The sequence below is a fragment of the Streptomyces spinosus genome, from assembly GCF_020400655.1.
In the GTDB taxonomy this organism is placed as follows: Bacteria; Actinomycetota; Actinomycetes; order Streptomycetales; family Streptomycetaceae; genus Streptomyces; species Streptomyces argyrophylli.
The window spans coordinates 1-25313 of record NZ_JAINRC010000020.1 but is presented as its reverse complement, the minus strand read 5'-3'; the positions used below and the strand labels follow the sequence as shown (position 1 = coordinate 25313).

The 25313-nt window shown below is 71.3% G+C and carries 22 protein-coding genes and 1 tRNA gene; 5 read left to right on the top strand and 18 right to left on the bottom strand.

The window, feature by feature from the left end; all coding sequences use genetic code 11:
* Nucleotides 1-275: 275 nt before the first annotated feature.
* Nucleotides 276-1142 carry a helix-turn-helix transcriptional regulator gene (locus tag LG395_RS32620; RefSeq protein ID WP_225812259.1) on the top strand — a complete coding sequence of 289 codons (867 nt, stop codon included), beginning with the start codon at nt 276-278 and terminating at the stop codon, nt 1140-1142.
* Nucleotides 1143-1229: 87 nt separating this feature from the next.
* On the opposite strand, the gene LG395_RS32615 is transcribed toward LG395_RS32620, so the two are convergent.
* The 7 genes from LG395_RS32615 to LG395_RS32585 all read right to left on the bottom strand — a co-directional run bounded on the left by LG395_RS32615 (nt 1230) and on the right by LG395_RS32585 (nt 5664).
* Nucleotides 1230-1302 (bottom strand) — tRNA-Ala (locus tag LG395_RS32615).
* A gap of 92 nt (nt 1303-1394) precedes the next feature.
* Nucleotides 1395-2063, bottom strand: coding sequence for a histidine phosphatase family protein (locus tag LG395_RS32610; protein ID WP_171156428.1), 669 nt, complete (start codon nt 2061-2063; stop codon nt 1395-1397).
* The gene (gene rsfS / locus LG395_RS32605) at nt 2063-2506 is read right to left on the bottom strand and encodes a ribosome silencing factor (protein WP_030653829.1); all 444 of its coding nucleotides are present in this window, start codon (nt 2504-2506) and stop codon (nt 2063-2065) included. The genes LG395_RS32610 and rsfS overlap by 1 nt, the downstream gene beginning before the upstream one ends.
* A gap of 125 nt (nt 2507-2631) precedes the next feature.
* Nucleotides 2632-4416, bottom strand: coding sequence for an LCP family protein (locus LG395_RS32600; RefSeq protein WP_225812258.1), 1785 nt, complete (start codon nt 4414-4416; stop codon nt 2632-2634).
* Between the two features lie 16 nt (nt 4417-4432).
* The gene (gene nadD / locus LG395_RS32595) at nt 4433-5119 is read right to left on the bottom strand and encodes a nicotinate-nucleotide adenylyltransferase (protein ID WP_171156424.1); all 687 of its coding nucleotides are present in this window, start codon (nt 5117-5119) and stop codon (nt 4433-4435) included.
* A gap of 56 nt (nt 5120-5175) precedes the next feature.
* Nucleotides 5176-5337: a hypothetical protein gene (locus tag LG395_RS32590; protein WP_171156422.1), complete on the bottom strand. Its 162-nt coding sequence runs from the start codon at nt 5335-5337 to the stop codon at nt 5176-5178.
* 162 nt (nt 5338-5499) lie between these two features.
* Nucleotides 5500-5664 carry a hypothetical protein gene (locus LG395_RS32585; protein ID WP_171156420.1) on the bottom strand — a complete coding sequence of 55 codons (165 nt, stop codon included), beginning with the start codon at nt 5662-5664 and terminating at the stop codon, nt 5500-5502.
* 101 nt (nt 5665-5765) lie between these two features.
* On the opposite strand from LG395_RS32585, the gene LG395_RS32580 reads away from it, so the two are divergent.
* A complete protein-coding gene (locus LG395_RS32580; protein WP_225812257.1) occupies nt 5766-6848 on the top strand; it encodes a M48 family metallopeptidase in 1083 nt (360 codons plus the stop codon).
* A gap of 145 nt (nt 6849-6993) precedes the next feature.
* On the opposite strand, the gene LG395_RS32575 is transcribed toward LG395_RS32580, so the two are convergent.
* The 5 genes from LG395_RS32575 to proB all read right to left on the bottom strand — a co-directional run bounded on the left by LG395_RS32575 (nt 6994) and on the right by proB (nt 12258).
* A complete protein-coding gene (locus tag LG395_RS32575) occupies nt 6994-8064 on the bottom strand; it encodes an SCO2583 family membrane protein (protein ID WP_225812256.1) in 1071 nt (356 codons plus the stop codon).
* Nucleotides 8065-8152: 88 nt separating this feature from the next.
* The gene (locus LG395_RS32570) at nt 8153-8725 is read right to left on the bottom strand and encodes an SCO2584 family spore wall biosynthesis protein (RefSeq protein ID WP_443743016.1); all 573 of its coding nucleotides are present in this window, start codon (nt 8723-8725) and stop codon (nt 8153-8155) included.
* A gap of 144 nt (nt 8726-8869) precedes the next feature.
* The gene (locus tag LG395_RS32565; protein ID WP_171156412.1) at nt 8870-10156 is read right to left on the bottom strand and encodes a glutamate-5-semialdehyde dehydrogenase; all 1287 of its coding nucleotides are present in this window, start codon (nt 10154-10156) and stop codon (nt 8870-8872) included.
* A gap of 354 nt (nt 10157-10510) precedes the next feature.
* Nucleotides 10511-10936, bottom strand: a complete 426-nt coding sequence (locus tag LG395_RS32560) for a DUF8830 family protein (protein WP_103810746.1) — start codon at nt 10934-10936, stop codon at nt 10511-10513.
* Nucleotides 10937-11151: 215 nt separating this feature from the next.
* A complete protein-coding gene (gene proB / locus LG395_RS32555) occupies nt 11152-12258 on the bottom strand; it encodes a glutamate 5-kinase (RefSeq protein ID WP_171160026.1) in 1107 nt (368 codons plus the stop codon).
* 523 nt (nt 12259-12781) lie between these two features.
* Between proB and LG395_RS32550 the strand changes: the two genes are divergently transcribed.
* The gene (locus LG395_RS32550) at nt 12782-13510 is read left to right on the top strand and encodes a hypothetical protein (RefSeq protein WP_171156410.1); all 729 of its coding nucleotides are present in this window, start codon (nt 12782-12784) and stop codon (nt 13508-13510) included.
* 128 nt (nt 13511-13638) lie between these two features.
* Here the strand turns inward: LG395_RS32550 and galE are convergent, their stop codons facing one another.
* Complete coding sequence (gene galE, locus LG395_RS32545) at nt 13639-14610, bottom strand: UDP-glucose 4-epimerase GalE (protein WP_171156407.1); 972 nt, start codon at nt 14608-14610, stop codon at nt 13639-13641.
* A gap of 332 nt (nt 14611-14942) precedes the next feature.
* Here galE and LG395_RS32540 point away from each other — a divergent pair, with 332 nt between their 5' ends.
* Together LG395_RS32540 and LG395_RS32535 are read left to right on the top strand one after the other, a co-directional pair.
* Nucleotides 14943-17174 (top strand): bifunctional glycosyltransferase/CDP-glycerol:glycerophosphate glycerophosphotransferase, encoded by a 2232-nt coding sequence (locus tag LG395_RS32540; protein ID WP_171156405.1) that lies wholly within the window; start codon nt 14943-14945, stop codon nt 17172-17174.
* Nucleotides 17175-17198: 24 nt separating this feature from the next.
* Nucleotides 17199-20762, top strand: coding sequence for a bifunctional glycosyltransferase/CDP-glycerol:glycerophosphate glycerophosphotransferase (locus LG395_RS32535; RefSeq protein ID WP_225812255.1), 3564 nt, complete (start codon nt 17199-17201; stop codon nt 20760-20762).
* 80 nt (nt 20763-20842) lie between these two features.
* Here the strand turns inward: LG395_RS32535 and LG395_RS32530 are convergent, their stop codons facing one another.
* The 5 genes from LG395_RS32530 to LG395_RS32510 form a co-directional block, all read right to left on the bottom strand.
* The gene (locus tag LG395_RS32530) at nt 20843-21934 is read right to left on the bottom strand and encodes a glycosyltransferase family 2 protein (RefSeq protein WP_225812254.1); all 1092 of its coding nucleotides are present in this window, start codon (nt 21932-21934) and stop codon (nt 20843-20845) included.
* Between the two features lie 224 nt (nt 21935-22158).
* Entirely contained in the window at nt 22159-23604 is a 1446-nt protein-coding gene (gene obgE, locus LG395_RS32525; protein WP_171156400.1) for a GTPase ObgE, read from the bottom strand.
* 118 nt (nt 23605-23722) lie between these two features.
* Nucleotides 23723-23977: a 50S ribosomal protein L27 gene (gene rpmA / locus LG395_RS32520; protein WP_014672692.1), complete on the bottom strand. Its 255-nt coding sequence runs from the start codon at nt 23975-23977 to the stop codon at nt 23723-23725.
* A 14-nt stretch (nt 23978-23991) separates the two neighbouring features.
* Nucleotides 23992-24312: a 50S ribosomal protein L21 gene (gene rplU / locus LG395_RS32515; protein ID WP_006132815.1), complete on the bottom strand. Its 321-nt coding sequence runs from the start codon at nt 24310-24312 to the stop codon at nt 23992-23994.
* Between the two features lie 188 nt (nt 24313-24500).
* On the bottom strand, nt 24501-25313 hold an 813-nt coding region (locus LG395_RS32510), incomplete at its 5' end, for an iron-containing alcohol dehydrogenase family protein (RefSeq protein WP_225812253.1).

Here is a 25313-nt window from a genome sequence, read left to right as displayed (position 1 = left end):
GGGGCCGAGTGTCAGTGGTGGGTGCTTCACTGTCCGTGACGGATGAGGCGGCCTGGCGGACACCGGGAGCGTCACTGTCAGTGGCGGGTGCTTCACTGATTGCAGGATTCGGCACGGGCCCGGTGCCCGGGCCGGTACGGGATGTCGTGGTCATGGCGTCGAGCGTGACGACGGGCCGGTACCGGCGCCGAGTGCCTGCCGATGCTGGTACTGCCAGCACCTGGCAGGAGCGGCGCCGGGTGCCGACGATGGGACGGGGACGACGGGGGATGACGATGGGGACGAGGACACAGCGGCGCAGGCCCGAACTGGCGGCCTTCCTGCGCAGCAGGCGGGCCCGGGTCACACCGGCCGACGTGGGGATGCCGCCGGGCCTGCGGCGGCGCACTCCCGGGCTGCGCCGGGAGGAGGTCGCCCAGCTCTCGGGCGTGGGCGTGACCTGGTACACGTGGCTGGAGCAGGGCCGGCCGATCAACGCCTCGCCGCAGGTGCTGGACGCGGTCGCGCGGACGCTGCGGCTGGACCCGCCGGAGCGGGAGCACCTGTACCGGCTCGCGGAGGTGCCGTTCGAGCCGGACCCCGAAGGGCTGACCCGGCGGATCAGCCCGGAGGTGCAGGGCGTCGTCGACGCCCTCGACCCGATGCCGGCGACGGTCTACAACGCGCGGTACGACGTCCTGGCCACCAACGCGGCCTACCGGGACCTCTTCCTCGTCCCCGAGACCCTCGCGCCCGGTGTGCCGAACGTGCTGTGGACGCTGTTCACGCTGCCGGACCCGCTCAGTCCGCTGGTGCACCGCGAGAAGGAGCTGCCGTTGATGGTGGCCACCCTGCGGTCGGCCTACGGCAGACACGTGGGCGAGCACGCGTGGGAGGAGTACATACGCGGGCTGTCGGCGGCGAGCCCCTGGTTCGCCGAGCTGTGGGCGAGCGGTGAGGTGGTCACTCCCGGTCCCCGGGTGAAGGTCTTCCGCCACTCGGCGGTGGGCGAGATGCGGATGACCTCGCAGTCGCTGTCCATCGACGGGATGCCCGAGTGCCGGATCGTGGTCTACACGCCGGAGGACGAGGAGACGCGGGCGAAGACCGCGGCACTGCGGGAGCGGAGAGAGCGGCTGTGGCCGCCGGCCCTGAACAACTGATGGCAGCCGGAACGCAGAAAATCCCGCCCCCTCGGGGACGGGATCCTCATCAACCGATCTTTGACAACTCAACAGAGTGTCGATCAGTGGAGCTAAGGAGAATTGAACTCCTGACCTCCTGCATGCCATGCAGGCGCTCTACCAACTGAGCTATAGCCCCTTGCGTTCTTCCCGCTCGGCGGGGCGAACAAGAAGAACTTTAGCCTGTGACCTGCCGGAAAGTGAAATCCGGGGTCGGGGGGCTCGGGACGGTCAGTCGTCGTCGCCGAGGACGGGCTCCGGGAGGGTGCCCGCGTTGTGCTCCAGCAGGCGCCAGCCGCGGGCGCCCTCGCCGAGCACGGACCAGCAGCAGTTGGAGAGCCCGCCGAAGCTCTCCCAGTGCCGGGCCTCCAGACCGAGGAGCCGGCCGATCGTGGTCCGGATGGTGCCGCCGTGGCTGACGACGACGAGCGTGCCGTCCTCGGGCAGCTTCTCGGCGTGCCGCAGCACGACGGGGGCGGCTCGGTCGGCGACCTCGGTCTCCAGTTCGCCGCCGCCGCGGCGGACCGCCTCGCCGCGCTTCCAGGCGGCGTACTCATCGCCGTGGCGGGCGATGATCTCCTCGTGCGTCAGCCCCTGCCAGACGCCCGCGTAGGTCTCGCGCAGCCCCTCGTCGTGGGTGACTTCGAGACCGGTGAGGGCGGCCAGCTCGGCGGCCGTGTGCGCGGCCCGTTGCAGGTCCGAGGAGACGATCACGGCGGGTCGCAGGGAGGCGAGCAGCCGGGCGGCGCGACGGGCCTGGCCGATGCCCGTCTCGGTCAGCTCGACGTCCGTGGTGCCCTGGAAGCGGCGCTCCACGTTCCAGGAGGTCTGGCCGTGCCGCCACAGGATGATGCGGCGGCCCCGGCCCTTGCGGTCGGTCACCTCGCCGGTGGCGCTCATCACCAGGCCCCGTCCGGTTCCTGGTCGGCCTCGGCGGCCTGCGCCCGGGCGTGCTCCTCCGCCTTGCCGCGGGTGGCCTTGGCGTCGGCGGGCAGCTCCAGCTCGGGGCAGTCCTTCCACAGCCGCTCCAGGGCGTAGAAGACGCGCTCCTCGCTGTGCTGGACGTGGACGACGATGTCGACGTAGTCGAGCAGGATCCAGCGGGACTCCCGGTCGCCCTCGCGGCGGACCGGCTTGGCCCCGAGGTCCTTCAGGAGGCGCTCCTCGATCTCGTCGACGATGGCCTTGACCTGGCGGTCGTTCGGCGCGGATGCCAGCAGGAAGGCGTCCGTGATCGACAGCACGTCGCTCACGTCGTAGGCGATGACGTCGTGGGCGAGCTTGTCGGCCGCCGCCTGGGCGGCGGTGTTGATGAGCTCAAGGGAACGGTCGGTGGCGGTCACTACATGGCTTTCCGTCGGCGGTCTTTTGTCATCAAGGGTCTCACGGACCGCCGGGCGCACCCCACGTCATTACGGCATCACGGGGGGTGCCCCCGGCCGCGCCCCTGTCCGGAGGCGGCCCGGGGTCAGGATGAGGACGGCTTGTAGTCGCCGCCGAGGATCACCGAGACGTCGGCGCCGGAGGAGACGCTGCCCTTGGCCACGGAGCCGGCGGGCAGCCCCAGGGTCTTCGCGACCTCGGCGGCGTCCGCCTTGTCGGCGGCGTCCGCGTAGAGCACCTTCGAGGTGGCCTGGGTGCCGGAGGCGGTGCCGCCCTCCAGGAAGGTGAAGCCGCCGTTGAGGAGGACCACGCGGGCCTTCTCCGTGTCGTCCTTCACACCGGTGGCGTTCTGGACGGAGACCCGGACCGAGGAGCCGGCGTCGGGGCTCTTGGCGGTGCCGCCGAGGATGTCCTTCACCACGCTGTCGCTGGTCTGCGCGGTGAGCGTGCCGTCGGACTGCACGGGCAGCAGGGCGGTCCTGTAGTCGCCGCTCTTGGCGAGGTCGGCGAGCTTGGCGAGGAAGCCGCCGAGGTCCTTGTCGGTGAGCGGCGGGTCGAGGATCTGCGCGAGGGTCTGCACGGTGGTGGTGGCGGACGCCGGGTCGGAGGACATCTTGCGCAGCACGCCCTGCATGACCTGGCCGAACCGCTCGAGCTGGGCGTTCTGGGACTCGCCGGCGGCGCGGTAGGTGGCGTAGGCGACGGCCATCTTGCCGCTGAGGGTCTGGCCCTTGCCCTTGTGGACGAGCGGGCCGGTGCCCTTCTTCTTGGTTCCCGGGTCGGGCACGTCGGTGTCGGTGTCGATCTCGATGTTGCCGACGAGTTCGACGAGGTTCTGCAGGTAGGGGGTGTCGAGGCGCCAGGTGCCCTGGATGCTGGTGCCGAGGACCGTGTCGAGCTGGTCGCGGGTGCCGGAGGCGCCGTCGTCGTCCACGGACTTGGCGAGGGTCGTGGTGGAGCCGTCGTCGGTCAGGGCGAGGGAGTTGGGCAGCAGGACCGTGGTGCCCTGCTTGGTGGTGGTGTTGTCGACCAGCAGCGCGGTGGAGGTGCCGCTCTTGCCGGTGTTGTGCAGGTGGACGACGATCACGTCGCGTTTCTGGGCGGTGACGGGTGTGGCGGTGCCGGTCTTGCCGTCGGACGAGGACAGGCCGGGCAGTTTCCCGGCGAACCAGAGGTAGCCGACACCGCCGACCGCGACGAGGGCGAGGACGACGAGAAGGGCGATGATCCGGCTGCGGGCGCGGCGGCGGGCCTCCTCGCGGCGCTCGGTGCGGTTCTCGGTGAACTTCAGCCAGTCGATGACGTCCTCGGAGTCGCCGTCGGGCTCCTCGACGAAGGCGAACTGCTCGGTGTGGTAGTCCGGTTCGCCCGTGGCGGGCTCGTGGTCCCCCGGCGTCCCGGTGTCCTGCGGGATCCGGGCCTCCGGGATCCGGGTGTCGTCCGGGACGTGGGCGTTCTGCTGGCCGTGGGTGTTCTCCGCGGGGCCGGCCTGCTGCGGGATGTAGGCGGTCTGCCCGGCGGCCCGGGGCTGCTGTCCGCTGTTCGCCGACTGCCCGTAGGGGTCGTAGCCCGTGGTCTCCTGGGTGCCGGTGGCGTACGGGTCGTACGGGGCCTGGGTGCCGTAGGGGTCGTAGGCCTGCGGTTGTTGGAACGAGCCGTAGGAGGGCGCCTGCGGCTGCCCGCCGGCGGCGTAGGGGTCGTAGCCGTAGCCCTGCTGCCGGCCGTACGGGTCGTAGGTCGCCTGCTGGGACTGCGGAGCCTGCTGTGCCGGGACCTGCCCGTACACGGGCCGGCCGTACTCGTCGTAGCCGACGACTTCGTACGGGCCGCCGCCGTAGCCTGCGTCACCCGCGTCGTATCGGTCGTTCACCGGTGCCCCTCTCGGCTCACTCGCCGCGGTACAGCTCGCGCTTGTCGATGTAGCGCACGACTCCGTCCGGCACCATGTACCAGATGGGGTCTCCCTTGGCGACTCTCGCACGGCAGTCTGTGGACGAGATGGCGAGGGCGGGCACCTCGACGAGCGAGACGCCGCCTTCCGGCAGGCCCGGGTCGGTGAGGTTGTGACCGGGGCGGGTGACGCCGATGAAGTGCGCGAGGGAGAACAGCTCCTCCGAGTCGCGCCAGGTCAGCAGCTGGGCGAGGGCGTCGGCGCCGGTGATGAAGAAGAGGTCGGTGTCGGGATTGAGGGCGCGCAGGTCGCGCAGGGTGTCGACGGTGTAGGTGGGGCCGCCGCGGTCGATGTCGATGCGGCTGACGGAGAACTGGGGGTTCTCGGCGGTCGCGATGACCGTCATCAGGTAGCGGTCCTCGGCCGGGGAGACCTTGCGGTGGGACTTCTGCCACGGCTCGCCGGTGGGGACGAACACCACCTCGTCCAGGTGGAACTGCGCGGCGACCTCACTGGCCGCCACGAGGTGCCCGTGGTGGATCGGGTCGAACGTTCCGCCCATGACGCCGAGACGCCGTTTGCCCGTGTGGGCGGGGCCGTTGCCCGGTCCGTGCTGCGGGTGCTTCACCGTGTCCTCGGCGGTCTCGTGCGCCGGACCGGTAGGCATGTCCTGCTCTCCCATGCGTGCAGACCCTACCGGCCCGGCCTCGGACGTCCGGCCGGGGACGGGTTCCCCGCTCAGCGGTCGCGGTTGAAGCGCGTGGTGATCCACAGCAGCAGGAGCAGGATGAACAGGGCGCCGCCGCCGGTGAGGGCCGGGTTCAGGCTTTCATGGTTTCCGCCGTGCTCGCCCTCGGCGGCAAGGGTGACCAACTGGGCTGCTGCGCTGTGGAAGCTCATCTTCGGCAGGACCTATCGCGTGTGGGCGGAATAAAGATGTCGGCTCATCGTAAGCGGGTGGCCGTACGGCGATCACGCCGACTCCGCCGTTGGCACCGCAGGGCGCCGACGGCTCGCCGGGAGGGCGGGCCATACCCGGCGGCGGGGAACCTTCGCCGCCCGTCAGTCGTCCTTCCGCTTGTAGCCGCGCAACAGGAACCACGCGGTCAGTACACAGCCGAGGACCATCATGATCAGTACGACGCGGAGCAGGTTTCCTGACCCGTGCTGCTGGACGGCGCTCGAGGCGGCCTCGGTCAGCCAGGCGGCTGCGGGGTGGTGCTCCATGGCGTGGACTCCTTCGCGTGTACTGCCCGTCCAAGGTATCTCCGCCTAGGCTGGGCTCCGCCTCGGGGGCACGGTGGGCACTCACACGCATGGGGGAAGACATGTCCGACGACGGCCACCAGCACGCAGGGCACGAGCGGGTGCCGAGCAGGCAGCGCAGGCGCTTCCCCGGGATCTCCACGCGCGCGTACGAGCACCCGGCCGACCGCTCGGCCCTGGTCGCGCTGCGCAAGCTGAGCGGGTTCGACACCGTCTTCAAGGCGCTCAGCGGGCTGCTGCCGGAGCGGAGCCTGCGGCTGCTGTTCCTGTCCGACTCGGTGCGGGTCTCCGAGCGGCAGTTCTCGCACCTGCACGACATGCTGCTGGACGCCTGTTACATCCTGGACCTGCGGAAGGTCCCGCCGATGTACGTCACGCAGGACCCGCAGCCGACCGCGATGTGCATCGGTCTGGACGAGCCGATCATCGTGGTCAGCACGGGGCTGGTGGAGCTGCTCGACGAGGAGGAGATGCGGGCGGTCGTCGGGCACGAGGTGGGGCACGCGCTGTCCGGGCACTCGGTGTACCGCACGGTCCTGCTGTTCCTGACGAGCCTCGCGCTGAAGGTCGCCTGGATCCCGCTGGGCAACCTGGCGATCACGGCGATCGTCACGGCCCTGCGGGAGTGGTTCCGCAAGTCGGAGCTGTCCGCGGACCGGGCGGGCCTGCTGGTGGGCCAGGACGTCCGGGCCTCGATGCGGGGGCTGATGAAGATCGCGGGCGGCAACCATCTGCACGAGATGAACGTGGACGCGTTCCTGGAGCAGGCCGAGGAGTACGAGTCCGGGGGCGATCTGCGCGACTCGGTGCTGAAGATCCTGAACGTGCTGCCCCGCTCGCACCCGTTCACCACCGTGCGGGCCGCCGAGCTGAAGAAGTGGGCCGAGTCCCGGGACTACCAGCGGATCATGGACGGGCACTACGCACGGCGCAGCGAGGACGGGGACGCCTCGGTCAGCGACTCCTTCCGCGAGTCGGCGGCCAGCTACGCGAGCGATGTGAAGTCCTCCAAGGACCCGCTGATGAAGCTGGTCACGGACCTCGCGGGCGGCGCGGGCGACCTGGGCGGCCGGGTCCGGCGGGGCTTCGACGGCTTCCGGAGCCCGCCGGCCAAGGGGGACGCTCCCGGGGGCGGCGAGGAGTAGGCGCCGGGCCGGCAGGAGACCACGGCCTGAGGAGCCGGCAGGAGACCACGGCCCGAGGAGCCGGCAGGCGGCCACGGCCCGAGGAGTCCGCGGGGGAACCACGGCGTGAGGAGCCGTTCCGTGGGCCGTTCCCCCGCCCCGCCCCTCACACCTTGGGCTGGGCCCCGGGGGCCAGGGTCCCGCACAGGGCGGTGGCGCTGTCCGTCTCGTAGGGGTTGGTGCCCGCGGGGCCGCCCGACCGGGCCGTCTGGCCGGCCAGGAGGGGGCGGAGGTAGGCCGAGGCGTCCTCCGCGCAGGCGAGGGGGCCCGCCTGGACGTAGGACACGACCAGCTGGACCTGGTGGGTGCGCAGGTCGTCACGGTCGAAGCGGAAGGTCACCTCGCGGCGGACCGTGAACAGCGAGGCGGGGGCCTTGGCTGCGGCGCCGGTGGGTCGCAGGGCGTAGACGAAGGTGTGGTCGGCGGTGACCTCCAGGGTGGCCGGGTCCGCTTCGGCGGCGTGCAGGCTGCCGAAGACGCGGATCCTGTCGTCGGCCAGCTGGGCCCGGGCCGGGTCGATGCGGACCACCCAGCCCGTGGCCGCGTGCCGGCCGTCCGCCGCGGGGTGGTCGATGCTCTGGTCGAACTGTTCGAGCTGGTCGGAGTCGATCAGGGCCCGGGCGGGGCGGACCTCTCGGCCGCTGAGCACCTCGGGGTAGAGCGAGGAGCGGACGATGTAGTCCTTGGCGGTGGTGAGGGCGGCCACCACCTGACTGTCGGAGAAGTGGGCGGTACCGCGCGAGACCGGCAGGGGGATGCCCTCGGCGCCGGCCTCGTACGGGGCCGCGGGGCTGCGCGCGTAGAGCCTTTCGGGGTCCGTGGCGCCGGGCACCTTGCCCTGGGGAGCGAGCGGGATGACGGTCATCCTGAGGGCCTCGACGGGCCGCCGGGTCTGCGGGGAGCCGTAGGGGTGGCGGACGCCCATGTAGATCGCGGTGGCGAAGGCGACGGCGATCAGCAGGACGAGGACGAGGGCCTGCCGGGTGAGGCCCCGGTGCAGGGGCGGGCGGCGGCGGACGGCGGGGGCGTGGTCGGCCATCCGCTCCTCGGCGGAGAACTCCTGGAGGCGGGCAGCGCGGACGAACGACTCGTCGAAGACGACGGATCGGTATTCGTCCTCCGCACCGCCGGGGCCGCCCTCGGGTGTCCCCTCCGGTGGGTCTCCAGGCCCGCCCATACCTTCAGAGTAGGTCTCGTGAGCCCCGGGTAAACGCCCCGCTGCGCGACAACTTCTGACAGGTTCTCACCAAGAACGGGCGGGGCGCTCAGGGGGAGGGCGGGATGGCCGAGACGGCCGGCCGGGCGGGCTCGGTGGCAGAGCCGGGGGCGGACGCGCCGCCCTGTTCCAGGCCGGTGGAGGCGGGGGCGGGAACGCGGTCGCGGGTGCCCGAGGAGCCTCCCCGGTAGACGGCGGCGAAGGCCAGGGCGACCATGCCGATGCCCATCACGACGGCGAGGAGCCAGGCGACGGGCCGGTGCCAGCGGACCTGCTTGCCGTAGGCGCCGAAGAGGCCGTGGCGGTCGCCGAGGACATAGGTGTCGTCCAGCTCGTCATCGTCGTGGTCCCGGCCGAAGGCGGTGCCCTCGGGGCCGTAGCCGTCGTCGAAGCGCTCGCCCCGGGCGCGGGCGCGGCGGGCCTCGGCTTCGGAGGCCTCGGCCCTGGCCTGGGCCGCAGCCAGGAGGCGTTCCACGGCGGTCGGCTCGTGGAAGGTGGCCGCCCGCACGAAGGCCTCGTCGAAGACCACGGAGGCGAACTCTTCGTCCGACACCCCGTGGTCGTGGTCGTCGTCGGGCTCCCAGCCGTCAGGGAACGGCGCGCCCCCCACGTCCTCCGGCACGGGTCCAGAGTAGACCTGGGGGGTCAATTTGGGCAGACGGTATGGAAATTCGTCTGCCTGGTGAGACGCCTCGGGGGGCCTGGGCCGCGGGACGGTTCCCGGGACGGGGTCCGGGCGGCGGGCCCGCGGCCGGACGGGTGAACCTCAGCGGCGGACGTGTCCGTCGCCGGTGACGATGTACTTGGTGCTGGTCAGCTCGGGCAGGCCCATGGGGCCGCGGGCGTGCAGCTTCTGGGTGGAGATGCCGATCTCGGCGCCGAAGCCGAACTGGCCGCCGTCGGTGAAGCGGGTGGAGGCGTTCACGGCGACGGTGGTGGAGTCGACCAGCTGGGTGAAGCGGCGGGCGGCCTGTTGGGAGGTGGTCACGATGGCCTCGGTGTGGCCGGAGGTCCACAGCCGGATGTGCTCGACGGCCCTGTCCAGCGAATCCACCACCGCGGCGGCGATGTCGTACGACAGGTACTCCGTCTCCCAGTCCTCGGTGGTCGCCTCGACCACGGTGGCCTTGGAGTCCTTGGCGTAGGCCATGACCCGCTCGTCGGCGTGGACGGTGACGCCGGCCTCGGCGAGGGCGTCCAGGGCGCGCGGCAGGAACTCGGCGGCGATGTCCTGGTGGACCAGGAGGGTCTCGGCGGCGTTGCAGACGCTGACCCGCTGGGCCTTGGAGTTGATCAGGATCTCGACGGCCGTGTCGATGTCGGCCTGGGCGTCGACGTAGACGTGGCAGTTGCCGGTGCCGGTCTCGATCACGGGGACCGTGGACTCGTTGACCACGGTCTGGATGAGGGAGGCGCCGCCGCGCGGGATGAGGACGTCGACCAGGCCGCGGGCGCGCATCAGCTCGCGGACGGAGTCACGGCTCTCCCCGGGCACGAGCTGGACGGCGTCGGCGGGCAGCCCGGCACCGCCGACGGCGTCGCGGAGCACCCGGACGAGGGCGGAGTTCGACTCGTAGGCGGAGGCCGAGCCGCGCAGCAGGACGGCGTTGCCGGACTTGAGGCAGAGGGCGGCGGCGTCCACGGTGACGTTCGGGCGGGCCTCGTAGATGATGCCGACGACGCCGAGCGGGACGCGGACCTGGCGCAGGTCGATGCCGTTGGGCAGGGTGGAGCCGCGGACGACCTCGCCGACCGGGTCGGGCAGCTTCGCGACGTCGCGGACGTCGGAGGCGATGGCGCGGACCCGCTCCGGGGTGAGGGTGAGCCGGTCGACGATGGCCTCGCTGGTGCCGTTCTCCCGCGCCTTGGCCACGTCCTTGGCGTTGGCCTCGACGATCTCGGCGGTCCGGACCTCCAGGGCGTCGGCGATGGCGAGCAGCGCGTCGTCCTTCACGGCGCGCGGGAGCGGCGCGAGGTCGGCGGCGGCGGCCTTGGCCCGGTAGGCGGCCTGGGTGACCGGGGACATCGAGTCGTACGGCGAAAGCGTGGTCATGAGGGAAGGGTAGTGCGCGGGGCGCGGCGGTTCAGCGGTCGTCCCACACCCCGAGACACCCCAAATGGGGTGAACCTTCCCCGGCGGGGAACGCCCGGTAGCTCACCCCGGCACGGCGCACCCACCCGGCACCCGCTGCCTCCGGCGCGGCACACCCACCCGGCATCCGCCCCCTCCGGCACAGCGCACCCACCCGGCATTCGCTACCCCCGTACAGCGCACCACCCGGCGCACGCTCACCCGGACCCGGACCCGGACCCGGACCCGGACCCGGATCGGCGGGCGGGCCGGGCCCGGATCGCCGCCCCGGTTCCGGCCTGCCCCGGTTCCGGCCCGGTTCCGGCCCGTCCCGGTTCAGAACGGGTGCACCCCCACCGGTGTCGCCGGGGCGGGGCCGTAGCCCTCGGCGATGCGGTGGTGGTAGGTCTCGCGGTCGATGACCTCCAGGCCGACGATCTCCCAGGGCGGCAGACCGGCGCTCTGCCGGTGCTCGCCCCACAGGCGCAGTGCCACGGCGGCGGCGTCGTGCAGGTCGCGGGCCTCCTCCCAGTACCGGATCTCGGCGTGGTCGGTCGCGTATCTGCTGGTCAGCAGGAAGGGGTGGTCGTGGGCGAGCTGTTCCAGGGCCCGCCGCAGTTCGGGCAGGGGGACCTTCTCCCCGGAGACGCTGAGGGTGACGTGCCACAGCCTGGGCAGGTCCTTGGGCTCCTCATAGGTGTCCCCGGCCGCGACACTCGTCAGAGCACCGCGGGACGCCGCCCCCGGGCGCACTCGTCTCACGACGGCCTCCTTCACGCACGGCACGCACGGCTCCCGCACGGCTCGCACGGCTCGCATGCTCGTATGGCTCGCTCGGCCCCTTGACGGAACCCGTCCCTTCAACATGTCCCCCGACAAAGTTGAGCAGGCCGCAGGGCTCCGCGTGGTGGTTTTACGGAACGTCCCCCACCGGGGTCGTTCCGTGCGCCCCGTTTCCCGAGCGGTTCCGCGGGCCTTCAGGTGTGCAGGAGGACCAGGTCGTCCCGGTGTACGACCTCGCGTTCGTACTCCGGGCCCAGCTCGCGTGCCAGCTCCCGGGTCGAACGCCCGATCAGCAGGGGGATCTCCTTGGCGTCGAAGTTGACGAGTCCCCGGGCCACCGCGCGGCCCGTGGTGTCCCGCAGCTCGACGGGGTCGCCCGCGCTGAACTCACCCTCGACGGCGGCGATCCCGGCGGGCAGCAACGACGTGCGCCGCCTGACGACCGCGTCGACCGCGCCGTCGTCCAGGATCAGGGCGCCCTGCGGGGTGGAGGCGTGCTGGAGCCAGAGCAGCCGCTCGGCGGAGCGCTTGCCGGTGGCGTGGAAGTAGGTGCCGGTGTCGCCGCCGGCCAGGGCCTCGGCCGCGTGGACGGCGCTGGTCAGCACCACCGGGATGCCGGCGGCGGCGGCGATCCGGGCGGCCTCCACCTTGGTGACCATCCCGCCGGTGCCGACGCCCGCCTTGCCCGCGCTGCCGATTTCGACGCCGGCGAGGTCCTCCGGGCCCCTCACCTCCGCGATCCGGGAAGTGCCGGGCCTGCTGGGGTCGCCGTCGTAGACGCCGTCGACGTCGGAGAGGAGGACCAGCAGGTCGGCGTGGACGAGGTGGGCGACGAGGGCGGCGAGGCGGTCGTTGTCGCCGAAGCGGATCTCGTCGGTGGCGACGGTGTCGTTCTCGTTGACGACCGGGAAGGCACCCATCGCGAGCAGCTGGTCGAGGGTGCGGGAGGCGTTGCGGTGGTGGGCGCGGCGGCTCATGTCGTCGCTGGTGAGCAGGACTTGGCCGACGCGGACGCCGTAGCGGGCGAAGGAGGCGGTGTAGCGGGCGACGAGCAGTCCCTGGCCGACGCTGGCGGCGGCCTGCTGGCGCGCGAGGTCCTTGGGGCGGCGGCGCAGACCGAGCGGGGCGAGGCCGGCGGCGATGGCGCCGGAGGAGACCAGCACGATCTCCTTCTCGCCACCGCTGCGGATCTTGGCGAGGACGTCGACCAGCGCGTCGACGCGGTCGGCGTCGAGGCCGCCCGCGGCGGTGGTCAGCGAGGAGGAGCCCACCTTGACGACGATCCTGCGGGCCTCGCCCACGGCCTGCCTTGCCCTTGCCACCTGCGGTCCGTCTCCTTCACGTGCGCGTTCCGGCACCGTGCTTCCCGGCGTCCTCAATCTACGGGAAGCCGGGTGCGGCGTGCCCCCGCTGCCCAACCGCCGGACAGGGTGCGGCGTGCCCGCGCTGCCCAACCGCCGGACAGTCCCGGGCCGGCCCCGCCGGGGTCACCGCGATGCGAGGCCCCCGGGGGGACGAACGCCGAGCCGGGGGCACCCTCGCCCGCACCGCCCGGACGTCACGTCCGTCCGGGTCGCAGCCGTCGCCGTCGCCGTAGCCGAAGCCCTCGTAGGTGTCGTCGACACCGGCACCCGCACCGCCTCACCGACATCACCCGGCCCGCCGGCCTAGCCCCACGCACCGCCTCGCCCACTCACCGCCCCGCCCAACCCGCCGGCTCACCCAGCCCGCCGCGCCCCCAACCGGTCTGCCCACGCGGCGGTTTGGCCGGCGCCGGGCAGGGCGGTACGGCCGCGTTCGCGGCGGTCTGCGACCATGGACCCCATGCGGAGAAGAGGTTCGGCACGGGCAGGGTTGGGCGCGGTCGTCGGCGGGCTGCTGGTGATGTCCGTGGCGGCGTGCGGCGGTTCGGACCACGGCAGTGCCGCGCCGCGGGACAAGTCCGACGACACGCAGCCGCGCAAGACGGCGCTCAAGCGCGTCCCCGGCATCGGCGACCGGCTGTGGCGGCAGGTACCGGCCGGCTCCCGCCAGGTGGTCGCGGTGTACGGCGCGGGGAAGAACTCCCCCGACTCCACCGTCGCCCTCTTCACCAAGCACGGCGCCGTCTGGAAGCAGGAACGCTCCTGGGCGGCGCACAACGGGCGGAAGGGCTGGACGACGGACCATCACGAGGGCGATCTGCGCAGCCCGGTGGGAGTGTTCACGCTCAGCGACGCGGGCGGCGTCCTCGCCGCCCCGGGGACCAGGATGCCGTACACCCGGTCCGCGGCCTTCCAGGCGCCCCGCTACTGGAAGAAGGCGTACTGGCACGACTTCGACTACGTCATAGCCATCGACTACAACCGGGTCAAAGGGACCGCGCCCAACGACCCGACGCGGCCGCAGGGCCAGTCGAAGGGCGGCAGCATCTGGCTGCACATGGACCACGGCAGCGGCACGTCGGCGTGTGTGAGCCAGTCCGAGTCGGCGATGCGGTACCTGCTGCGCACCCTCGATCCCCGGCTGCACCCCGTCGTGGTGATGGGCGACAAGGCCGACCTGAAGGCCTGACGGGGGCTCAGGGGCGCGAGTCCGGGGCGCGGCCGGTCCGCGCCCCGGGGCGAGCCGGGAGAGCCGGCGAGAGCCGGGCCGCAAGCGCTCAGGTGTGCCGGTGACGCCACCCGCCCGGCCGCGAGCGCTCAGGCGTGCCGGTGACGCCACCCCAGCCACGCGGACTCGACCATGTCGTCCAGGCCGAGACGGGCCGTCCAGCCCAGTTCCGCCCGGATGCGGTCCGCCGACGCGACCACCCTCGCCGGGTCTCCGGGCCGGCGGCCGGTGACCTCGGGCGCCAGCCGCTCGTTGCCGGTCACCTTCAGGATGCGGTCCACCATCTCCCGGACCGAGCTGCCCTCGCCCCGGCCGATGTTGAGGACGAGCGAGGTCCCCTCCGGGGCGTCGCGCAGACGCGCCGCGGCCGCCTGGTGGGCGGAGGCGATGTCCTGGACGTGAATGTAGTCACGTACGCAGGTGCCGTCCGGCGTGGCGTAGTCGTCGCCGAAGATCCGCGGCGCCTCGCCGGCCTCCAGCCGCTCGAACACCATGGGGATGAGGTTGAAGACGCCCGCGTCGGACAGTTCCGGGGCGGCGGCACCGGCCACGTTGAAGTAGCGCAGGGACACGGCGCGGATCCCGTGGGCCCTGGCCGCGGCGGCGATCAGCCACTCGCCGACCAGCTTGGTCTCGCCGTAGGGGCTCATGGGGACACAGGGGGTGTCCTCGGTGACGAGGTCGACGTCCGGCATGCCGTAGACGGCGGCGGACGAGGAGAAGACGATCCGGCCGACGCCGGTGGCAGTCATCGCCTCCAGCAGCGTCTGCAGACCGGTGACGTTCTCGCGGTAGTAGTGGAGGGGCCGCTCCACCGACTCCCCCACCTGCTTCTTGGCGGCGATGTGCACCACACCGGTCACGGCGTGGTCACGGATCGTCCGCTCCAGGAGGGCCTGGTCCAGCACGCTGCCCACGACCAGCGGGACATCGCCGGGCACCCGGTCCGCACTGCCGGTCGACAGGTCGTCGTAGACGACCACGTGCTCGCCGTTCTCCGTCATGGCGCGCACCACATGCGCACCGATGTACCCGGCGCCGCCCGTGACCAGCCAGCTCATTCCCGTGCCTCCTCGGTCTGTGTCGGTAGGAGAGCAGACTCGTCCATGGGCTACGGAAAATCGAATCGGGTGATTTCGGGCAACTTCGGCGAAAACCCTGCGTGGTGAGGCGGGGTGGAATGGCCCGCCGGTCGGGGTGGGACAATGTTCCGAGCAAGTAAAGGTCCGGCCTCCGCGGCTGTTCCGCGCCCCGACCGCCCCGCTACCTTGCTCACGGAAACATCAAGTGAATCCTTTACTCTGATGCGACGGCGCGCTGCGCCGCCGGCGGGCGGAGCGTGCTCTGGCCTCGGCCCACGCTCTCGTGATCAGTCTCGGAACAGGTTGTAAGGATGCCCAGACTCTCTCTCGTCATCCCTGTCTACAAGGTGCAGGGCTACCTCACCGAGTGCCTGGACTCGGTGCTCGGGCAGGACTACACGGACTTCGAGGTCATCGCGGTCGACGACTGCTCACCGGACGGCTCGGGCGCCATTCTCGATGAATACGCGGAGCGGGACGCGCGCATTCACGTGATTCACCTCACGGAGAACGTGGGGCTGGGGCGCGCGCGCAATGCGGGCATGGAGAAGGTTCAGGGCGATTACGTACTTTTCCTGGACAGTGACGACACTCTGACCGACGGCGCGCTGCGGGCGATAACCGACCGGCTCGAAGCGGCCGGGGACCCCGAGATCCTCGTCTACGACTACGCACGCAGCTACTGGGACGGCCGGGTCCGCCCCAACCAGCGCGCCGAACTGCTCCAGCCCGACGGGCCGGAGGCCTTCCCCCTCGCCGAGCGGCCGAAGCTGCTGGACCTCCTGCAGATCGTCTGGAACAAGGCCTACCGCCGGGACTTCGTCCTGCGCCACGAGCTGACCTTCCCGCCGGGCTACTACGAGGACGCCCCCTGGACGTTCTGCTCCATGATCAGTGCCGAGCGCATCGCGGTGCTGAACCGGGTCTGCGTGATGTACCGCCAGCGCCGCGAGGGCGGCAACATCCTGAAGACGGTCAGCCGCAAGCACTTCGACGTCTTCGACCAGTACCGCCGCGTCTTCGACTACCTGGACGCCCACCCCGAGTTCGCGCAGTGGCGCGCACCGCTGTTCCGCAAGATGGTCGACCACTTCCTGACCATCCTGGACCGGCCCGACCGGCTGCCGGCCGACGCGCGGGCGGAGTTCTTCCACCGCGCCTCCGCCGACTACCGCGCCCGGCTCCCCGAGGGCTTCCAGCGCCCGGGCGGCGGCCGCGGCCACAAGTACGCGATGCTGGAGAAGGACGCCTACGCCGCGATGGCCGGCGCCACCGCCGCCGTCAAGCTCCGCAAGGCGGTCAGGACCCGCACCCGTACGGCCGTCAACCGCTCCAAGCGCAGCGCGATGGGCGTCTACTACCAGTCGCAGCTCCGGCTGCCGCTGGACGAGAACCTGGCGCTGTTCTCCGCCTACTGGAGCCGCAGCGTCTCCTGCAACCCGGCCGCCATCGACGCCGAACTGGCGCGGCTCGCCCCGCACGTCCGCCGGGTCTGGGCGGTCCGGCCGGACGCGGTGGACCGGGTGCCCGAGGGCGTGCGGTACGTCCGGGTCGGCTCCAAGGAGTACTGGGCCGCGCTCGCACGGGCCAAGTACCTGGTCAACAACGTGAACTTCGCCGACAGCGTGGTCAAGCGCGAGGGCCAGGTCCACCTGCAGACCCACCACGGCACCCCGCTGAAGACCATGGGCCTGGACCAGCGCAAGTACCCCGCCTCGACGGACATGGACTTCGACAAGCTCCTGGAGCGCTGCGACCGCTGGGACTTCAGCGTCAGCTCCAACCGCTTCTCCACCGCCGTCTGGGAGCGGGTCTACCCGTGCTCCTACGTCTCGCTGGAGACCGGCTACCCCCGCAACGACGTCCTCGTCAACGGCACGTCGGAGGACGTCCGCCGGGCCCGCGCGGCCCTCGGGCTCGCCGACGGCACCCGGGCGTTCCTGTACATGCCCACGCACCGCGAGTACCAGCCGGGCTTCGTGCCGAGCCTCGACCTCGCCCGCCTCGCCGACGAGCTGGGGCCGGACGTCACCCTGCTGGTGCGCGGCCACTACTTCTACGGCGGGTCGGCCCACGTGGCCGAACTGCGCCGCAGCGGACGGATCGTCGACGTGTCGGCGCACCCCCGGGTGGAGGAGCTGTACCTCGCGGCCGACGCGCTGATCACGGACTACTCCTCCGCGATGTTCGACTACGCCGTCCTGGACCGGCCGATCATCATCTACGCGCCCGACTGGGACATCTACTCCGCCGTGCGCGGCACCTACTTCAACCTGCTCCAGGAGTCGCCGGGCGCGGTGGCCACCTCGCAGGCCGAGCTGATCGACCTGCTCGGATCGGACGAGTACCGCGGGCAGGACGCGGCCGCGCGCCGCGACGCCTTCCGCCGTCGGTTCTGCGAGTTCGACGACGGACGTGCCGCCGAGCGCGTGGTGCGCCGCGTCTTCCTCGGCGAGACGGAGCCGCTGCCCTTCGTGCCGTTCGCAGAGCGTTCCCACGCACCGACCCCCGCCCAGGCGCTCGCAGCCGTCGAGCGGGCCTGACCCCCGAGAAGGAGATCGACAAGCATGGCCCCTCGGCTCAGTGTCATCGTCCCCATGTACGACGTCGAGCACTATCTGCCGGCCTGTCTCGACTCGCTGGCGGCGCAGACGTTCGAGGACTTCGAGGTCCTCATGGTGGACGACGGCTCACCCGACAACTCGGCGGCGATAGCCGAGTCCTACGCGGAGCGTGACCCGCGGTTCCGGCTGATACGCAAGGAGAACGGAGGGCTGGGGGCCGCCCGCAACACCGGTATCTCCCACATGTCCCCCGAGGCGGAGTTCCTGACGTTCGTCGACAGTGACGACCTCATCCCGCCGGACGCCTACCGCCTGATGGTGGGCAGCCTCGACGAGACCGGTTCCGCCTTCGCCACCGGCAACGTCTTCCACCTCCGGGGCGAGAAGACCTGGCAGGTGCCGCTGATGCGGATGCTCGCGGGCGAGGCACGCCAGCGCACCCACATCTCCGAGTACGCCAAGCTCGTCGCCGACCGGATCGCCTGCAACAAGGTGTTCCGCCGGACGTTCTGGGAGAAGCACGGCTTCGCCTTCCCCGAGGCCCGCCTGTACGAGGACATCCCCGTCACCATGCGGGCGCACTACCTCGCAGAGGCCGTCGACGTGATCTCCGAGCCCTGCTACTACTGGCGGCTGCGCGAGGGCGAGTCCGGCCCCTCCATCACGCAGCGCCGCACCGACCCGGGCGCGGTGAGCGACCGCACCACCTCGGTCCTGGAGATCAGCGAGTTCCTGAGCAGGCAGCCCGGCGAGACCTTCGCGCGCCTCAAGCGGGAGTACGACGCCCGCGTCCTCACGGACGACCTCCGGCTGTTCCTCAATGTGGTGCCCGACGGTGACGAGGAGTACCGCGAAGAGTTCCTGCGCTCGGCCAACCGCTTCCTGGACCACATCGACCCCAAGGTCGTCATGTCGCTGCCGACCCACCTGCGGGTGCAGTGGCTGCTGGTCCGCAAGCACCAGCTCGACGAGCTGATCGCCCTGCTGGCCTCGCAGCGACGCAAGGAGCCCATCGAGGTCACCGGTCTGGTCCGCAAGTACGCCTCCTTCCCGGCCCTGGCCGACGCCGAGCTGGACGTCCCTCGCAAGGCCCTGCGCATCGACCCGGACCTGCGCATGCGCGCCCCGCTGAAGGACGTCAGCTGGTCCGAGGGCAAACTCGTGCTGATCGGGCACGCCTGGATCGACAAGATCGACCTCCCCTCGAAACGCTCGTCCGTCAAGGTCCTGCAACTGCGCAAGGACAAGTCCCGCCGGCGCATGGTGCTGCCTGCCCGGAACGTGGAGCGGCCCGAGGCGACCACCGACTCCGGCCAGGAGCGCTACAACTACGACTGGGCCGGCTGGGAAGTGACCATCGACCCGGCGAAGCTGCGCAAGGGCGGTGAGTGGCAGGAGGGCCTGTGGCACGTGGGCCTCGGCCTGTACGCCTCCGGCCTCGTGCGCCGTAGCGCCGTGCAGTCCAGCGGCGGTGCCGCCTGCAACTTCCCCCCGTACCGCTGGCTGGACTCCGACTTCCGGATGCTGCCTTCGGTCGAGCGCGGTGCGCTCAAGCTGCGCATCGAGAAGGTCCGCGCCCTGATCACCGGCTGGACCATGGAGGGCGACCGGCTGCGGGTGACCGGTGACATCCGGGTCCCGCTGCACGCCGGCGAGCGGGTGGCGCTGCGGGTGAAGAACCAGAAGGGCGCCGAGGTCCACGAGTACCCGGTCGACGTGACCGAGCAGGGCGGCACGCGCCGGTTCTCGGTCGACGTCCCGGTGGCCGACGTGGCGCTGGTCTTCAGCGAGGGTGTCGACGCCCTGACCCGGCCCGAGAAGCGCGTCTGGTCCACCGTGCTGGTGGCCACGGACCCCAAGGGCGGCGAGCGCCAGTTCAGCACGGTCCTCCAGGAGGGCCTGGCGGACGGGCGGTACGACCTGCCCGCCTCGCTGGGTGAACACGCCGAGCACGGTGAACTGGCCGTGATCGGCGGGCACAACGGGTACCTGAAGCTGGCCGGCCGCACCCGGCGGGCCGTGATCGACCGGGTCGCCCTGGAGGACGGCCGGATCGTCATCACCGCGCGCACCGACGCCCGGCTCACCGGTGCCCGGCTGCTGCTCAAGCCCCGGGCGCGGTTCGAGGAGCGCTTCGTGGAGCCGCGCTGGCTCGAGGACGGCCGCTTCGAGGTCGCCTTCGACCCCTCCACCCTCGGCGGCGACGGCAACGTGCCGCTGCGCGCGGGCCGCTGGAACCTCTTCCTGCGCCCGGCCGACGGTGAGGGTCCCGACGTGCCGTTCGTCACCGACCGCCTCGCCGCGGCGCAGTTCCCGCTCCGTGCCGAACTGGGCGGCCGCCGCTACTGGCTGGAGAACCGCTGGGCCGACTTCCCCCAGCTGAACTGCCGTTCGGAGCTGGACGACCTGGAGCGCGGCCCGTACCGCCAGCGGCAGCTGCGCGAGCAGGTGTACGCGCCCCTGCGGCAGCAGCCCCTGAAGGACCAGGTCTTCTACCTCAGCTACAACGGCAAGCAGTTCTCCGACAGCCCGAAGGCGATGTACGAGGAGCTGGTCGCCCGCGGCTCGCGGCTGAAGCACCTGTGGGCCGTGCGTGACGGTCAGGTCCTGCTGCCGGAGGGCGTGGAGCCCGTCCGCATGTGGGGCCGCGAGTGGTTCGAGGCGCTGGCCTCCAGCCGCTACATCGTCACCAACGGCCACCTGCCGTTCTGGATCGAGCGGCGCCCCGGCCAGGTCATCGTGCAGACCTGGCACGGCACGATGCTGAAGAAGATCGGCCACGACATCGACACGCTGCACTTCGACCGCCGCTACCAGGAGAAGCTGGCGCTGGAGGCGAAGCAGTGGAGCCTGGTGGTGTCCTCCAACCGGTTCAGCACGCCGATCCTGAAGCGCGCCTTCTCCTACGACGGGGAGATCCTGGAGGCGGGCTACCCGCGCAACGACTACCTGTACTCGCCGGAGAAGGACGCCATCGCGGAGCGGGTGAAGAAGCGGCTCGGCCTGCCGAAGGGCAAGAAGGTCGTGCTGTACGCGCCGACCTGGCGCGACGACCAGGCGCACAGCCAGGGCCAGTTCCGGTTCGACCTGCGGATCGACATCGAGGACGCGCAGCGGCGGCTCGGTGACGACCACGTCCTGCTCATCCGCCGGCACTCCAACGTGGTGGACCTGGTGCCGGGCGCCGGCAACGGCTTCGTGTGGGACGTGTCCGAGTACCCGGACATCGCCGAGCTGTACCTGGCGGCCGACATCATGATCACGGACTACTCGTCGGTCATGTTCGACTACGCCCACCTGAAGCGGCCGATGCTCTTCTTCACCTACGACCTGGAGCACTACCGGGACACCCTGCGCGGCTTCTACTTCGACTTCGAGCAGGACTCGCCCGGTCCGCTGGTGTTCACCTCGAAGGAGCTGGTCGACGCGCTCCTGGACATCGACGAGGTGTCCGCCGAGTACCAGGACCGCTTCGACCGCTTCCACCACCTGTTCTGCGACCTGGACGACGGCCACGCCTCCAAGCGGGTCGTGGACCGGATGCTGGAGCAGGCCAAGGAGCTCTGAGCGGGCACGGGACAAGGGGCGGGGCCCGGAGGTTCGACCTCCGGGCCCCGCCCTGTGCCGTCCGGGAGGACGGCGGCCGGTCAACGCCCCCGGCGCAGACGCCGTTTGAGTGCCTTCAGCACCCGGGCGGGGGTGTACCGGGCGAGCCGCCGGCTCCGTGCGGACGCCGGCCCGGCAGAGGGCGCGGGCGGCTGCTGCGGCTTCGGCTCCGGCCTGGGGACCAGCGTGGTGAGGGCGGTGAGCTCCTCGACGAGCCCCTGGGAGATCAGCAGGCAGCGCAGCCGGGAGAGCGGCGGCAGCTGGTCCACGAGCCTCTGCGGCATGAAGGCGCGCAGCAGCTCCCCCGCCAGTTTCACGTGCAGGGCGCGGACCTCCTCGGGCAGATCGGCGAAGCGTCCGTCGAAGCGGCCGAGGATCTCCAGGGTGAGCCACCGGTACAGCAGCTTCTCGCGCCGGGCGCCGGGCGGGACGTGCGTCGTCACGACGGTCAGCACGTCCCGCACGTTCGCGTAGAAGGGGGCGGGGTCCGGCACCTCGTGGGTCAGGTGCGGGAAGTCGTCGCGGCGGACCAGGTAGTAGCAGTCGTAGTCGGACACGACGGAGATCGACCGCGCGTGCAGGTAGGCGGGCACGACGAAGATCTGTTCCTCGGCCAGCCGCAGGCCCTCCGCGAACCGCAGTCCGTGCTCCTCGACCAGCGAGCGGCGGAACAGCTTGTGCGCGGTGAGGGACCAGACGCCCTTGGAGGTGAAGATGTCACCTCCGTCGACGTTCTCCCGGAACGGGGTGACCGGTGCCTTGCGCCCCACGCCCTTGATCTTCCCGAGGACCACGTCGGAGTCGTTGCGCTCGGCGGCGGCGACCAGGCGTTCCAGCGCCTCGGTGCCCAGGTAGTCGTCGGGGTCGGCGAAGAACAGGAACTCGCCCCGGGCCATCCGGACGGCCCGGTTGCGCGGGCCCCCCGGTGCGCCGGAGTTCTCCTGGTGCACCACCCGGACCCGGCCGGGGTGGCGTTCGGCCCAGGTGTCGAGCAGTTCGCCGCCGCCGTCGGTGGAGCCGTCGTCCACCGCGATGATCTCGATCTGCTCGAACCCGATCGACTGGCCGACGATGGACCGCAGGCACTGCGGCAGATGGTCGACGGCGTTGTAGACGGGAACGATCACGGACACGACAGGACGCTCGGCGGGCGCGGAGCCCATATGTCTTCCCCCCACGGGACACGACGTGCACGCGGCGGGGAGCGCTGGTCGAACGCTCCCCGTCCGCAACGGTCATGTCACCGTAGCGCCCGCCACACTTCGGCTCGGTGTCACCCGTACGGCGATCGGCGCGAAGTTGCGTAAAGGTGCTGTAACAGCCGAAGCGCCACTCCTCCGCGCCCGAAGCGGCCCGCCTAGAAGGGCTCGAAGTCGTCGAACTCCCGCTGGGAGTCGTCCCGTTCGGCCTGCCGGTCCCTGCGGCGCTGGGCCGCGGGCCGGGGAGCGTCGAAGCGGTGGTCCTCGCCACGGCGGCCGAGCATCTCCGCGCCGGCCATGGCCGTCGGCTCCCAGTCGAAGACGACCGCGTTCTCCTCCGGACCGATGGCGACGCCGTCACCCGCGCGGGCACCCGCCTTCATCAACTGCTCCTCCACACCGAGGCGGTTGAGCCGGTCGGCGAGATAGCCGACGGCCTCGTCGTTGTTGAAGTCGGTCTGCCGCACCCAGCGTTCGGGCTTCTCGCCGCGCACCCGGAACAGCGGCTCACCGCCGGCCTCCTCACGGGTGACGGTGAAGCCCGCGTCGTCCACGGCCTTGGGCCGGATGACGATCCGGGTCGCCTCCTCCTTCGGCTTGGCGGCACGCGCGCCCGCCACCAGCTCACCGAGGGCGAAGGTCAGCTCGCGCAGCCCGATGTGCGCCACCGCCGACACCTCGAAGACGCGGTAGCCGCGGGCCTCCAGGTCGGGGCGGACCATCTCGGCGAGGTCCTTGCCGTCCGGCACGTCCACCTTGTTCAGGACGACGATGCGGGGCCGGTCGCCCAGGCCTCCGTACTGCCGCAGCTCCTCCTCGATGACGTCGAGGTCGGAGGCGGGGTCACGGTCGGACTCCAGGGTCGCGGTGTCCAGCACGTGCACCAGCACGCTGCACCGCTCCACGTGCCGCAGGAACTCCAGGCCGAGGCCCCGGCCCTGGCTGGCGCCGGGGATGAGACCCGGCACGTCGGCGATGGTGTAGACGGTGGAACCGGCGGTCACCACGCCCAGGTTCGGGACCAGCGTGGTGAAGGGGTAGTCGGCGATCTTCGGCTTGGCCGCGCTCAGCACGGAGATCAGCGAGGACTTGCCGGCGCTTGGATAGCCGACGAGGGCCACGTCCGCGACGGTCTTCAGCTCCAGGACGACGTCCTGGACGTCACCGGGCTCGCCGAGCAGCGCGAAGCCGGGCGCCTTGCGTCGGGCGGAGGCCAGCGCCGCGTTGCCGAGGCCGCCCCGGCCGCCCTGCGCGGCGATGTACGAGGTGCCGTGGCCGACCAGGTCGGCGAGCACGTTGCCCGCCTTGTCCAGGACGACCGTGCCGTCCGGCACGGGCAGGACCAGGTCCTGGCCGTCCTTGCCGGAGCGGTTGCCGCCCTCGCCGGGCTTGCCGTTGGTGGCCTTGCGGTGCGGGGAGTGGTGGTAGTCGAGCAGCGTCGTGACCGACTGGTCGACCGTCAGGATGACGTCACCGCCCCGGCCGCCGTTGCCGCCGTCGGGGCCACCGAGCGGCTTGAACTTCTCACGGTGGACGGAGGCACAGCCGTGGCCCCCGTTACCCGCGGCGACGTGCAGTTCGACGCGGTCCACGAAGGTGGTCATGGTTCAGTGCCTCCAGAAGGAACGTCCGGGTATGTCTTGTGGGTAACACGCGAAAGGCGGACCCGCCTTCCCGACCGGGAAGTGAGGTCCGCCTCGCGAAAGCTTCCGATCAGCCGACTCAGGCGACCGGAACGATGTTCACGACCTTGCGGCCACGGTGGGTGCCGAACTGCACCGAACCGGCCTGCAGGGCGAACAGCGTGTCGTCGCCGCCACGGCCGACACCGGCGCCCGGGTGGAAGTGGGTGCCACGCTGGCGGACCAGGATCTCACCCGCGCTCACGACCTGACCGCCGAAGCGCTTCACGCCGAGCCGCTGGGCGTTGGAGTCGCGACCGTTCCGGGTGGACGATGCGCCCTTCTTGTGTGCCATTTCTCCTCAGTCCCTTACTTCGCAGCCGCGGGGATCTCAGTGACCTTGATCGCCGTGTACTGCTGGCGGTGGCCCTGACGACGGCGGTAGCCGGTCTTGTTCTTGTAGCGCAGAATGTCGATCTTCTGGCCCTTGTGGTGGTCCACGACCTCGGCCTGGACCTTGATGCCGGCCAGCACCCACGGGTCGCTGGTCACGGAGTCGCCGTCGACAACGAGCAGGGTCGAGAGCTCGACCGTGTCGCCAACCTTGGCAGTGGAAATCTTGTCAACCTCAACGATGTCGCCGACAGCAACCTTGTGCTGGCGACCACCGCTGCGCACGATGGCGTACACGCGGATCTCACTTTCGCTCGAAGAAACGGCACCCCCGCAGGCCAGTCACCCGGGAAGACCACGGACGACCTCTCCCGGCCAGCCGTGTGCCCGGGAGGAAGAGGTTTACGGGGATGTGGCGTGGTCAGTGGACACGCCGACGGTCAAGGTTACGGGCCCGGACCGTAGGGGTCAAACCGGGCCCCGGCTCAGCCGGCGACCTCGGCCACGTAACCGGCGTACGCCTTCCTGATGCCCTCCGCGGACAGCTCCAGGTGCTCCAGGACCGTGTAACGGCCGGGCCGGGTCTGCGGCGCGTACTCCACGGCGCGGACGAACTCGTCGTCGTCGAAGCCGATCTCCTCCGCCACCACGGGCAGCCCGTGCCGGCGCAGCGTGCCGGCCATCAGCAGGGCGCGCTCGGTGTCGCCCCGCAGGTGCATGGCGAAGGCGGCACCCAGCCCCACCTGCTCGCCGTGGCTCGCCGCCCGCTTGGGGTAGAGCAGGTCGAGCGCGTGACTGATCTCGTGGCAGGCGCCGGAGGACGGGCGGGTGTGCCCGGCGATCGACATGGCGATGCCCGACAGCACCAGCCCCTCGGACAGCACGGTCAGGAACTCGTCCTCGCCGCATCCGCCCGGGTGCCGCAGCACGGCCTCGCCCGCCTGGCGTGCCATGGCGGCGGCCAGGCCGTCGATCTTCTCGCCGTTGACGCGGTTGGCCAGCTCCCAGTCCGCGACCGCGGAGATGTTGGACAGGGCGTCACCGATGCCGGACCGCACGAACCGCATCGGCGCCTCACGGATCACGTCCAGGTCGATGAGGAGGGCGATGGGCGTGGGCACCCCGTAGGAGCCACGGCCGGCGTCGTTGTCCAGGATGGAGACGGGCGAGCAGATCCCGTCGTGGGAGAGGTTGGTGGCGACGGCGACCATGGGCAGGCCGACGCGCGCCGCGGAGTACTTCGCGCAGTCGATGACCTTGCCTCCGCCGAGGCCGACGACCGCGTCGTAGTGACCCGA